Origin of the sequence: uncultured Chitinophaga sp., assembly GCF_937898475.1 — a bacterium.
Taxonomy (GTDB): Bacteria; Bacteroidota; Bacteroidia; order Chitinophagales; family Chitinophagaceae; genus Chitinophaga.
In genome coordinates this window covers 416,748-429,617 of the sequence record NZ_CALEJS010000016.1, presented here as the reverse complement: position 1 = coordinate 429,617, position 12,870 = coordinate 416,748, and the positions used below count along the sequence as shown (strand labels likewise).

Here is a 12,870-nt window from a genome sequence, read left to right as displayed (position 1 = left end):
TTAATAATTAAGCATTGCTACAAGCTGTAAAACGGCTTGTAGCTTTTTTATTTCATGAAGCTTAAGACGATGGTGCGCAGGCTGAGGAGTATTACCAGCACGGCTACCATGATCATCATGGGTTTGCGTTTAACGCGGCGTACCAGGATGGCGGCAAAGGGAGAAGCGATCACGCCGCCGATCACCAGGCCAACGATCACCTGCCAGCTGCTGATACCGGTGAATATCAGGAAAGTGACTGCACTGGATGCAGAGATGAAGAATTCTGCCGCATTTACAGAACCAATGGTATAATGTACTGCACGGCCTTTGCTTAAAAGGGTGGAGGTAACGATGGGACCCCAGCCGCCACCGCCAATAGCATCCATGAAACCGCCGAAGAAAGCGAGCGGACCAAGACGTTTTACTTTACTTTTACGACGGTTGTTCTGCAGGGCTTTTTTAAGAATGATAATGCCCAGTATCATGAGGTATGCGCTCATGAAAGGTTTGATAACATCCCCATCTATTTTATCAGAAAGCAGGTATGCGCCGATAATGGCGCCAGACATACCCGGAATAAGCAGGTAGAGGAACAGTTTCTTATTTACATTACCCAGCTTGAAATGCGCAATGCCGGATGCACCGGTAGTGAAAACTTCTGCTACGTGTACACTGGCGCTTGTAATGGAGGGGGGAATACCCAAACCCAGCAGCAGGGAGGAAGAAGTGGCGCCATAGGCCATGCCCAGCGCTCCGTCTACTACCTGTGCCGCTAATCCAACGCCTATATAGAACAGTAACTGTGATGTAAAAAGCGACTGGATGAACTGGTACACTTTGGTTTGCGTAGCGGCAGGAACACTGTAATAATAAGTGAACCATAAACCTGCTACGGTTACGACAGATAACAGGACGATCAGCACCCATAACCCCTTTTTCTTCTTGTTCTCCTCGTTGACCAGGGTAATGAGCATTTCCTGCCTTCTTAACGTTGCCGGCTGCTGTTCCAGTTTATCTATCACCTCGTTATGCGACATAAATACCTATTAGTTATATAGTCTATATAAATAATAGACTAAAGGTAATCGGAATAAGCAGCATATCCAAATAAATGCGGAAAAAAGTCTGCTTTCTGATACTATTTTGCAGTGAAGGCGGGAAAGTTTAGCAGGGCGGATGGAAGTATAGTATAATGCGCTGATGGCGAGCCTGCGGCGAAGGATGTATAGCGTTGATCCGGCAGGTTAAAGACGCAGCTTTCACGGTGAAGCGGGAACGTTTGAGCGTCTGAATAATTGAGGGTTTGACAGTTTGAGTGTTTGGAGGTCAATGACTTAGAAGGCGTCCTTCAAACTATCAAACTATCAAACTATCAAACGGTTCAAACCCTCGAACAATATTTATTCCACCGCTCCGTTCACAACGGGCTCGTTCTGAGAAGGTTCAGTGGTTATGTGTCTGCTGAAAAAACGTTTCTGGAAGAGCAGGATGGTGATAACGCCGGTAGAGATGGCGGCATCTGCAATGTTGAATACCGGGCGGAAGAAAATGAAATAGTCACCGCCTTTAAAAGGGATCCATTTAGGCAGATAGCCTTCATAGATAGGGAAGTAGAGCATATCTACCACCTTACCGTGTAGAAAAGGTCCGTAGCCGCCTTCTTTTGGCAGAAAGCGGGCAATATCATAGGTGCTGTCGCTGAAGATAATACCGTAGAACATACTGTCTATCAGGTTGCCGGCGGCGCCGGCCAGTATGAGGGAGCCGCAGATCAGCAGGCCGGTATGAAAATGCTCGCGCACCAGTTTTCTCATATACCAGAAACCTATCACCACAGCAGCCAGGCGGAAGAGGGTTAAAAGTATTTTACCAAAATCGCCACCGAATTTTAGTCCGTAGGCCATTCCTTCATTTTCAATAAAATGTATGCGGAACCAGTTAGGGAAAATAATAAACTCCTGCTGCATGTACATATGGGTCTTGATCCAAATCTTCAGCGCCTGGTCAATCAGGAGGATCAGTACGACTATGAATATTACGTGACGGTATTTCATCCGGTTATCTGCGTTATAATTTTCTCAAAAATAACAGTTTTATTTAAAGTGGGGGCAGTATCATTCTTCAAAATAGATCCTTTTTACCCTTTGAGAGATGCCGGTGAGGATCTCGTAGGGGATGGTACCCGCCCAGGTAGCCAGCTGTTGTACGGGCAGATCCTGCCCAAATACGATCACTTCATCGCCTTCTGTTACCTCCGGGATATGGGTAACATCGAGCATCAGCATATCCATGGCCACAATTCCCGCCACAGGGGCCAGCTGTCCGCGGATCAGCATCTTGCCAACGCCGTTGCTGAGGCTGCGGGGGTAGCCATCAGCATACCCTATACGAACGGTGGCGATAACGGAAGGGCCGCTGGCGGTCCATTTGCCGCCGTAGCCTACGGTATCTCCTGCCTGCAGTTCTTTTACCTGGGCCACCGTGGTTTTGAGCGTGCTCACATTCCGCAGCTTTTCCTGCATCTCGCCATTGTCAACCCCGTACATGCCGATGCCCAGCCTTACCATATCCAGCTGAAGATCAGGATGGCGGCCTATGGCAGCGCTGTTGGAAATGTGGCGGATGCTGGTGTATCCCAGGGCTTTTTGCAGCTCATGGCTCATTTCAAAGAACAGGCGGCCCTGCTGCTGCGTGAAAGCATCTTTACCGGGATCTTCGCTGGCGGCCAGATGGCTGAAAATAGACTGCACTTTGAGCCTGCCGCTCTCTGTAAGCATCAGGGCCAGGGCCGGGATATCTTTTCTTTCAAATCCCAGGCGGTGCATGCCCGTGTCGAGTTTCACATGGATGGGAAAATCGGTTTTCCCTGCCACCCGCACTTCTTCTTCAAACAGCTGCAGCAGGTGTAGTGAGTAGATCTCCGGCTCCAGGTTCCATTGCAGGATGGCGCCAAAAGAACTGGGTTCCGGGTTCATGACCATAATGGGCATGGTGATGCCCGTTCTTCTGAGCTCCACGCCCTCATCTGCATAAGCTACGGCCAGGTAATCTACGCCATGGAACTGCAGCAGGTTGGCAATTTCAAAACTGCCGCTGCCGTAAGAAAATGCCTTTACCATGGCCATCAGCTTGGTGGAGGGCTTTAACAGCGACTGGTATTGTTTTACGTTATGGGCCAGCGCGCTGAGATTTATTTCCAGGATGGTCTGGTGCGCTTTCTGTTCCAGCAGTTTGCCGATACGCTCAAACTCGTAGATGCGCGCACCTTTGAGCAGGATGGTCTCGTGCTGGAAATCCTGCGGGTTGAACTGCTGTATAAACGCTTCCGTAGTGAGGAAGAAATGGTTTTTTAAACCTTCGATCTGCTGGAAACTCTTCTTTTCACGGCTGATATTTTTACCGATGCCGATAAATTTGGTGATCCCCTTTTTCTGCAGCAAACCGGCTACTTCCTCATACAGGGAAGCGTCGCTTTTGCCGCTCTGGAGAATATCACTGAGGATGACGGTACGTGTAGGATGCTGCTGCTGTTGCTGCAGGAAATCCAGCGCAATGGTGAGTGAGCCGAGGTCTGAGTTATAGCTGTCATTGATAACAGAGCAGTTATTGATGCCCTGCTTCAGCTCCAGCCGCATGGCAATATTGCCCAGCTGGTCCATCCGTTGCTGTATCACGTTTTGTGCGGTGCCGAGGTAAAGCATGAGCGCCCAGCAGTGGATGGCGTTTTCTACAGAGCCTTCATCCACAAAAGGAATGCGTATATACAGCGGCGCATTTTTGTACAGGGCATCAATACGGGTATGCGACTGATCCTTGTCTATACTGATAATGCGCAGGTCTGCATCGGTTTTCCGCGACCATGACAGCAGCTGAAGGCCTTCCTGGTTATCTTTTCTGCCGATCTGTGTATGGAAGTTGAGCACACACTCATTCAGTTCCAGGTAATCCTTGCAGTAGATAAGTATATCGCTTTTGGCGAAGAGCACCAGTTTCTCATTGATCTTCTGCCGGACATTGAGGAAGCCTTCATTATGTGCTTCGCCGATGTTGGTGAAGATGCCGATAGTGGGGCGGATGATCTTTTCGAGATGCTCCATCTCACCCGGCTGGGAGATACCTGCCTCAAAGATGGCCAGTTCATGTTCGGGCTGCATCTGCCATACAGACAAGGGAACACCTGTCTGCGAGTTATAGCTTTTAGGGCTGCGAACAATATTGTAATCTTTTTCAAGCAGCTGGAACAGCCACTCCTTGATAATGGTCTTGCCATTGCTGCCGGTGATACCGATCACCGGTACATGGAACTGCTGGCGGTGCCAGGCTACCAGCGTATGCAATGCCTGCATGGTATCTTTCACCAGTATAACGTTGGCTTCAGGATACTGTTCAAGCGGCAGGTGCTCGCTGACAATAAAATTGCGCACTCCCTTCTCATACAGATCGGGGATGTACTGGTGCGCGTTCCGCCGGGTGCTGACCAATGGAATAAAAAGCGAGGTTTCAGGAAAGATCAGTTTCCTGCTGTCCAGCAAAATATGCGCTATCTCCGGAATTCCTCTGTCCTGTAAAAGTTCCCCCTTCAGGATCTTACTGATATTTGCTGCGTTGTACATAATGTGAATTAGCTGTTAGCATTTAGCTGTTAGCTGAATGCTTTTTTGCATGGTTTTCTTCTACTTCCAGTTTTTCAGGCACTCCTTTCTTCTGAAAGAAAACAGAATACAGGATAGAGCCGCCCAGGCATGATACGATCACGATCAGTGACACGTACACCGGCATACGGAAATGTATAATTTCTGCCAGCATTTTAAGGCCAATGAATACAAGCACAATGGCAATGCCCTGCTGCAGGTAATCAAATTTATCCACTGCTCCCCTCAGCAGGAAGAACAGTGAGCGAAGGCCCAGTACGGCAAAAATATTGGAGGTATAAATCACCAGGGGCACCTGTGAAATGGCAAACACGGCAGGAATGGAATCCAGTGCAAATATAATATCCGTAACTGCCAGCATTACCACTACAATGGCCAGGGTGGTAAAATACACTTTATCGCCTTTTTTGATAGTGAACCTGCCATGCGGCTCTTCGTGGGAGATACGCATGTATTTACTCATAAAGCGGTAGGCAATGTTCTCTTCGGGTTTGAAATCGTCCTGCTGATCTACTACGAACATCTTTACACCGGTATACACCAGGAAGGCGCCGAAAATGTAGAGTATCCAGTTAAACTGGGCAATGAGGGCTGTACCGATAGTGATAAAGATGGCGCGGAATACGATGGCCATCATGATACCGATGAGCAGCACGCGTGCGTAGCTGGTTTCTTTTACTTTAAAGAATCCGAATATGAGTATAAATACAAAGATATTGTCAATAGAAAGCGACCATTCCATCAGGTAGGCGCTGAGGTAGCTGATAGCAATGTCAGCGCCATCCTCAAACCATACAAATACGAAAAAAGCGAGGGAAAGTCCTACCCAGAAAGAGGTTTGGATAAGGGCCTTTTTAATGGATACAGTGGTAGATTTTTTACTCAGTAAACCAAGATCAAAGATCAGGGCCAGGACGATAACAATGCCAAAGATCAGATACGTCCACTGTGTGGGTGTCATGCAGCCGGTTGTTGTTTAGTGAACAGCAAAGATAATGGATATAGTCAATAGTCCATAGACTGCCCTGTACTACAGGTGTTGCAGCGTAATGCCTGTAGTATAGCTAACACATGTAATAATTAGAACATGCAATGGACCATGGACAGACCATTACTCAAACCTGCGCTGACGGATAAACTGGAACACCATTGCAAACAGCAGGATGAGGCCGACAGGCACCACGAAGCAGATGATCTGCCATTTCGTCCGCTCCTGCTTTACTTTAGCGGCATCCAGCAGACGCAGCGTAACTTCCTTGTTGCGGGTTTCCATGATGCCGGCGGTATTGGTAAGATATTCCAGGCAGTTAAGGAAAAACTCTTTATTGGCAAATACGTAGTCAGGATTGAAAGCATTGATGCCCATCTGCAGGGGGCCGTTCTTGCGGGAAACAGCATTGGAGATGATATCGCCATCGCCCACCACGATCATCTTACCGGGTGCAGGAGCGGCATCCAGGAAGGGCTGACCGGAGGCCTGTGTGATAGCCGCCTGCTGCGCCCGGTCAAGCCGGTTGCGGAACAGGGAGGTAAAATGACCTTCCAGCAATACAGCCGCGGGAATAAAGGACTCGCGGAATTCGCGCGGGTTGGGCTTTGTACGGATGCTTTCCCAGGTGATCTCTGCGGGCATTCTTACCCGGCGGCTGCTGCGGGAGGAGGTGAGCAGGATGGTTTTGGTAATATCCCCGCCCTTGATCGTGTCTATAGAGCTGGTAAAGCGGCTCATCACCAGGTCCATATTTTTTACAATAGGATGGTTGCCGGTGGGCGAGAGCAGCGGGAAATAGGGGAAAGGCACCGGTTGTATCTGCGGTTTGTTGCCTACATTGCCTACCACCAGCGGTACGATATCAGATTGCAGGTCCTGGATCATGTCCGGGTTCACCCTTACGCCGTAGCGGAAGAGCAGGTCTTCCAGGTTGAGTCCGCGGTCAAACGCAATGAAGCGGCTTTGTTCCTGGAGGCTATCCATCGAGGCGTTCAGCACATCGAGGAACCAGATCACCTTACCGCCGTGCATAATGTATTGATCGATCTTCATCTTATCATCGTCTGAAAAACGGCTGGCAGGCTTGGCAAAGATGATCAGATCGAAATCTTTCGGGATATGTGAGTTGTATTGCAGGGAGATGGTATCCAGCGCATAGTTGGCCTGTACGGTGGTCAGTGCGTCGTAGACTTCGGCGCCCAGTGATTCGCCGTTGCCCAGCATGTAACCAACGAGGGGTTTATGCTCCTGCCGGAGCTTATAGATCGCGTTCACAAACTGGTATTCCAGCAGGGCTTCCGAACTGCCGATAGCGGCCTGAGGGTCTTGCCCTGCCTGGCTTTTCAGCAGGTTCACCCCAATGGTTTTGTCTTTATAGTGTACGAGTGCGCCGGGAAAGATCAGTTTCTCGCTGTAGCCTTCGCTGGCTTCCTGCTGTACCTGGAGGTTAAAGGGCATGATCCCTTTTTCTACCAGCTGCTGCTGAAAATCCATACGGGCGGAGTCGGGCAGGCCTTGTCCCGGGTTCAGGATGGAGAAGCGGATGTTTTTGCCGCCGTATTCCCTGAACTCTTCCAGGAGTTCCTGTGTAGATTGGGCCAGCTGCCGGAAGGCGGCGGGGTAGTCGCCCTTGAGGAACACTTCGATGGTGATGGTGCTGTCAAGGTCACGCAGCAGCTGTTTGGTGGCGGGGGCCAGGGTATATCTTTTTTCGGCGGTGAGGTCTGCACGGCCATGTACATATGCCGCCAGTACGTTAACCCCGATCAGTACAGCCAGCACGGCCAGCGCCCGCTGGAAATATTTCTTGCGGTTGCTTACCCCCTGCCATACACGGCGCTGCAGCGAGGTTCTGCTCAGGTAGAGCATCAGCACAATTACGCTGGCAAAATATACCAGGTCGCGGCTGTCTACCACTCCCCTGCTGATGGATGTATAATGGAACTTGATACCGGCCATCTGCAGGTAATAATCTGCGCCGCCTGAAAACGCCGGTATTTTACTCAGGGCGTCAAAGCCATTATAGAAAAGAAAACAGGTAAATACGGCTATTAGGAAAGACACTACTGCATTGGTGGTAATAGACGAGGCCCAGATGCCGACGGAGGTGAATACGGCGCCCAGCAGCAGGAGGCCCAGGTAGGAGCCGGCTATGCCGCCGTTATCGAGGCGTACCGGGGCAGTGCTGAGCTGGTGGATGGCCAGGTAATATACCCCGGTGGGCAGCAGGGAGATGAGCACGATTAGGGTGCTGGCCCAGTATTTACCCAGTACGATCTGCCACCAGGAAAGTGGTTTGGTGCTGAGCAGCTCTATGGTACCGGAGCGGAATTCGTCTGCAAAACTGCGCATGGTAATGGCAGGTATCAGCAGCAAATAGATGATGGGCGCCAGTTCGAACAGCGGATCGAGGTTGGCGTAACCAAAGTCCAGCAGGTTGGTATCCGGAAACACGAACAATAACAATCCGTTTGCCAGCAGAAAAAGGATAATGGCCACGTAACCGGTGATACTGCTGAAAAACTGGTGTATTTCCTTTCTGAAGATGGCTAGCATAAGAATTATTAAAAGTACAAATATATTAGAACGCTGGAATTCTTGCTCTTATTTTTCTTGAGCGGAATAAGCAGGGGCATTGGCGCCCGGAGTTCCGCAGATTACTGGTTACGGAGTAGCTATACGGATGCTATACCGGCTGCGTTTTACAGCGGAAATGGGGAAACAGGGCATTATTGGGGATTGAACAGGATAGGGTGCTTTGACAGTAACAGGAAAGGAGGGGATGGTTGCAGGTTTGGGTGTATGGCCCGGTAGTGAGACAGACGGCCTGTTAGCTGTTGCATCCGGCTCACAGCTAAGGGCAAAAGGCTGAGCGCTGGCTTAGTTCACGGCGCTTTCCTCGAACTTCAGTTCTTCCAGTCCGTTCTTCTTGCGGTAATCGTTGATGGCCGCTTTAATGGCATCTTCCGCAAGTACGGAGCAATGGATCTTTACTGGGGGAAGGCTGAGCTCTTCCACGATGTCCATGTTGTCGATCTTCACTGCTTCTTCCACGGTTTTACCTTTGAGCCATTCTGTGGCCAGAGAGGAAGATGCGATGGCAGAGCCACAGCCGAAGGTTTTGAACTTGGCATCTTTAATTACCTGTGTGGCGGGATCCACTTCTATCTGCAAACGCATCACGTCGCCACATTCAGGCGCGCCTACCAGACCGGTTCCTACCGTGCTCTTGCTTTTGTCCAGCGTGCCCACATTCTTTGGATTGTTGTAATGATCCAACACTTTTTCTGAGTAAGCCATTTTATTGAGCTTTTAGCTGTCGGCTAAAAGCCTTTAGCTTTTTTGGATATGGTCAATCAGCTAAAAGTTTTCAGCCGGCTTTGTTATTAAATGCTATGTTATCCTTTGTTGGTTGATCGGCCGGCAGCTTTGTAGCCAGAAGCAAACAGCTAATGGCTGACAGCTATCAGTGGTGCGCCCACTCAATAGAGTTCAGGTCCACCCCGTCCTTGTACATTTCCCACAGCGGGCTCATTTCGCGCAATTTGTTCACTGTCTCTGTCACTGCTGTGATCGTGTAATCGATCTGCTCTTCTGTGGTAAAGCGTCCCAATCCAAAACGAAGCGAAGAATGTGCCAAATCATCACCGAGGCCCAGGGCTTTCAGCACATAACTGGGTTCAAGGGATGCGCTGGTACAGGCAGAGCCGGAAGAAAGGGCGATATTTTTGTTAAAGCCCATCATCAGTCCTTCGCCTTCCACGTATTTAAAAGAGACATTGGTTACATGCGGTAAACGGTGAACGGGAGAGCCATTCACATATGATTCTTCCAGCTGCAGCAGGGCTTTTTCCAGCTTGTCGCGCAGCGCGGAAAGACGTTTGGCTTCGGCTTCCATTTCCTGCAGGGCCAGTTCACAGGCTTTACCAAATCCTACTATGCCGGGCACATTCAGGGTGCCGGAGCGCATACCTCTTTCATGGCCGCCACCGTCCATCTGGGCGGTCACCTTTACGCGGGGTGATTTGCGGCGTACGTACAGGGCGCCGATGCCTTTGGGCCCGTACATTTTATGTGCGCTGAACGCCAGCAGGTCTATACCATCTTTATGTACATCCACCGGTATCTTGCCAACGGCCTGCGTGGCGTCTGTCATCAGCAGCACACCGTGCTTACGGGTAATGTGGCTGATCTCGCGGATAGGATGGATCACGCCTGTTTCATTATTGGCGTACATAATGGCCACCATAATAGTCTGGGGCGTGATGGCTGCTTCCAGTTCTTTCAGATCAATGAGCCCTTCATGGTTCACTTTGAGACAGGTAACCGAAGCGCCTGTTTTTTCCAGGTGTTTACAGGTATCCAATACAGCTTTGTGCTCCGTTTCGCATGTGATGATGTGATTGCCTTTGGCCGCATACATTTCAAACACCCCTTTCAGGGCCAGGTTATCTGCTTCCGTAGCGCCGGAGGTGAAAATGATCTCCTTTGTATCGGCGCCTATCAGTCTGGCCACCTGTTCACGCGCATAGTCCACTGCCTCTTCTGCCGCCCATCCGAAAGGATGATTGCGGCTGGCTGCGTTGCCAAATGTTTCGGTGAAATATGGCAGCATGGTTTCTACCACCCTTGGATCGCAGGGCGTAGTAGCGTTATTGTCAAGGTATATAGGCAGTTTCATCATATGGATACAATACTTTATGTTAAGTTGGCAATCATTACAAATTTACCATTAAACTACAATTTTTTCCCTGACCCTTCATCTATATATCTGATAGGCGGATAGAATGCCTCTATGGGATTCCGGATTTTTTATGAACTTACCGGGCATAAAAAAACGTTGCATGCTGAAAGTTGAACACATTGGTATAGCGGTTGCTTCACTCCGGGATTCGGTGCCTTTATTTGAGAAACTGCTGAATAGTCCGTGCTATAAAACGGAAACAGTGGAAAGTGAGCAGGTACAAACGGCATTTTTCCGCCAGGGGGAGACCAAAATAGAACTATTGGAAGCCACCGGGCCTGACAGTGCTATTGCACGGTTCCTGGAAAAAAAAGGGGCGGGCATGCACCATATTGCCTTCGAGGTAAGCAATATTGAGGAAGAAATGCAACGGCTGAAGGCTGCGGGTTTTACCCTGCTGCAGGATAAGCCCAAACCCGGGGCTGATAATAAACTGATCTGCTTTCTACACCCTAAAGATACGGGCGGTGTGCTGGTTGAATTGTGCCAGGAGCAGGCTTAAGCGCTCAATTGTATACTTAAAAGTTTGCCCGCAGCGGGGCACCGGGCCAGGAGATAAACGCAGGAAACAATACCGGGAAAAACGCAGTTTTATTCGCATTAAAACCGGATAATATACGAGGGATTTACTTTTGGACGAATTTTTGATATTGAGTTGATAACCAGTTGATTGTTCGTGATGAAAAATTTTCCATTTTAGTAAATCCAAACATGATCCAGCCTCGTAAATAAGTATATAAAGGGCAGAGAAAGAGATAGCAAATGAGTGGGCCTTTGTAAAAATAAAAGCCGGGGGAGTGTAAGGGATGAACCGGGAAGGGGCTTTCAAACAAACAAGAACTTTTCGAGAGTGTTTACAGATATAGAAAATCGTAATTAAGCGTATTTCTTCTAAAAACGAAACTCTAAAGTTGGCATAGGTTATGAACACCTGCGGGTTTTTTAACTTGCAGGTCTTTTTTTTTATTATAACCCTGATTGTTATAACGCCGCGGGTCGGTGTTTAAGTATAGACACTTAAAAGTTTGAGCGTTTGAAGGTTTAAGTTGGCTTTGAACCAGGAGTATCCTTTCCGGTATCCGATCCCCCAAACTTTCAAACGCTCAAACTTTTAATTTCCCACCACTTTTTCCATGCCTATACTTCTTGAGCCTTTTACCAGTATGTAGGTATCTGTAAATTGCTGTTGCTGCAGCCATTGGGCCGCTGCTGCTGCATTTTCCAGGAACAGGTATGGATGCTGCACTTTGCTGAAGTCGCCTCCTACCAGTACAACAGCGTGCCAGTGCGTACGCTGCAGCAGATCTACCAGCGCCTGGTGCTCTTTCACACTATCTGGTCCAAGCTCCATCATAGCGCCCAGCAGCAGTACTTTCTTTTCTGCGCTGATACCGGTAAAGTTCTCAACAGCGGCCCGCATGCTGGAGGGGTTTGCATTGTAGGCATCCATGATCACGGTATTGGTACCTTGTTTCATTACCTGGGAGCGGTTATTGGAAGGCACATAGTTTTCTATCGCCTGCCTGATCCTGTCGCCTGGCACATTAAAATATAATCCCACGGTTACGGCAGCCATTACATTCGGAAAGTTATAGGCCCCTGTGAGCTGGGTTTGCAGGGTGCCTACCGTATCATCACTGGTAACTTTTACACCGAGGAACGCTGATGTAGCCAGGGGCTCACCGGTGCAATCGGCATCCTTTTCTCCGTAAGTGATCACCTCCATAATACCCTGGCTCATTTCCAGCAGGTAAGGGTAGTTATTGCAGACAAAAACGGAACCGTCATGATCCCGCAGGAAGTCATACAGCTCTCCTTTTGCCTTTCGTACGCCTTCTTCACTGCCAAAGCCTTCGAGGTGGGCCTTACCAATATTAGTAATGATGCCATGCGTGGGCCTGGCAATGCGGCAATAGCTTTCGATTTCATGCTGGTGGTTAGCCCCCATTTCTATAACGGCAATATCTGTATCCGGTGGTATGCTCAGTAAAGTAAGAGGCACCCCGATGTGATTATTAAGATTACCTGCCGTGGCAATTGTTTTATAGGTGGAAGCAAGCACTGTGCTTACCAGTTCCTTCGTAGTGGTTTTACCGTTAGTACCGGTGATGGCCAGTATCGGAATATCCAGCTTCATGCGGTGCCAGAGGGCCAGTTCCTGCAGGGTGCTCAGTACATCGTCCACCAGCATCATTTTATCCGGCCGTGTAAAGTATGATTTATCATCTATTACAGCAAGTGAAGCGCCCATATCCAGGGCGGTTTCCGCATAGGTATTGCCGTTGAAGTTGGGCCCTTTGAGCGCAAAGAAAATATCGTTTGGTTTCAGTTTGCGTGTATCCGTTTGAACACCCGGATGTTGGCGGTAGAAGCTGTATAACTCGGCGATACTCATAATCAACAAATGTATTTAAAATATAATTTGAATAATTTAGCGGGCCTTACCACTGATGAGGCAACCATTAAGAAAAGCGATGCGTATTAATCTACGTATAGCATGA

General features: G+C 49.0%; 9 protein-coding genes. 1 reads left to right on the top strand and 8 read right to left on the bottom strand.

The features are described 5' to 3' along the window. Window positions 1–47: 47 nt before the first annotated feature. The 7 genes from Q0577_RS11630 to Q0577_RS11600 form a co-directional block, all read right to left on the bottom strand. Entirely contained in the window at window positions 48–1,019 is a 972-nt protein-coding gene (locus Q0577_RS11630) for a sulfite exporter TauE/SafE family protein (RefSeq protein ID WP_298736347.1), read from the bottom strand. A 363-nt stretch (window positions 1,020–1,382) separates the two neighbouring features. Then, window positions 1,383–2,036, bottom strand: coding sequence for a lipoprotein signal peptidase (locus Q0577_RS11625; RefSeq protein ID WP_298736345.1), 654 nt, complete (start codon window positions 2,034–2,036; stop codon window positions 1,383–1,385). A gap of 60 nt (window positions 2,037–2,096) precedes the next feature. Further along, the gene (locus Q0577_RS11620) at window positions 2,097–4,595 is read right to left on the bottom strand and encodes a bifunctional UDP-N-acetylmuramoyl-tripeptide:D-alanyl-D-alanine ligase/alanine racemase (protein ID WP_298736343.1); all 2,499 of its coding nucleotides are present in this window, start codon (window positions 4,593–4,595) and stop codon (window positions 2,097–2,099) included. A 22-nt stretch (window positions 4,596–4,617) separates the two neighbouring features. Beyond that, entirely contained in the window at window positions 4,618–5,595 is a 978-nt protein-coding gene (locus tag Q0577_RS11615; protein ID WP_298736342.1) for a TerC/Alx family metal homeostasis membrane protein, read from the bottom strand. A gap of 150 nt (window positions 5,596–5,745) precedes the next feature. Next, on the bottom strand, window positions 5,746–8,181 hold the full coding sequence (gene gldG / locus Q0577_RS11610; RefSeq protein WP_298736341.1) for a gliding motility-associated ABC transporter substrate-binding protein GldG: 2,436 nt from the start codon (window positions 8,179–8,181) through the stop codon (window positions 5,746–5,748). 324 nt (window positions 8,182–8,505) lie between these two features. Further along, the gene (iscU, locus tag Q0577_RS11605; RefSeq protein ID WP_298736339.1) at window positions 8,506–8,925 is read right to left on the bottom strand and encodes a Fe-S cluster assembly scaffold IscU; all 420 of its coding nucleotides are present in this window, start codon (window positions 8,923–8,925) and stop codon (window positions 8,506–8,508) included. 166 nt (window positions 8,926–9,091) lie between these two features. After that, window positions 9,092–10,306, bottom strand: a complete 1,215-nt coding sequence (locus Q0577_RS11600) for an IscS subfamily cysteine desulfurase (RefSeq protein WP_366884410.1) — start codon at window positions 10,304–10,306, stop codon at window positions 9,092–9,094. Between the two features lie 163 nt (window positions 10,307–10,469). Here Q0577_RS11600 and mce point away from each other — a divergent pair, with 163 nt between their 5' ends. Next, window positions 10,470–10,871, top strand: coding sequence for a methylmalonyl-CoA epimerase (mce, locus tag Q0577_RS11595; protein WP_298736333.1), 402 nt, complete (start codon window positions 10,470–10,472; stop codon window positions 10,869–10,871). A 609-nt stretch (window positions 10,872–11,480) separates the two neighbouring features. On the opposite strand, the gene murF is transcribed toward mce, so the two are convergent. Then, window positions 11,481–12,764, bottom strand: a complete 1,284-nt coding sequence (gene murF / locus Q0577_RS11590) for a UDP-N-acetylmuramoyl-tripeptide--D-alanyl-D-alanine ligase (protein WP_298736330.1) — start codon at window positions 12,762–12,764, stop codon at window positions 11,481–11,483. Between the last annotated feature and the right edge of the window lie 106 nt (window positions 12,765–12,870).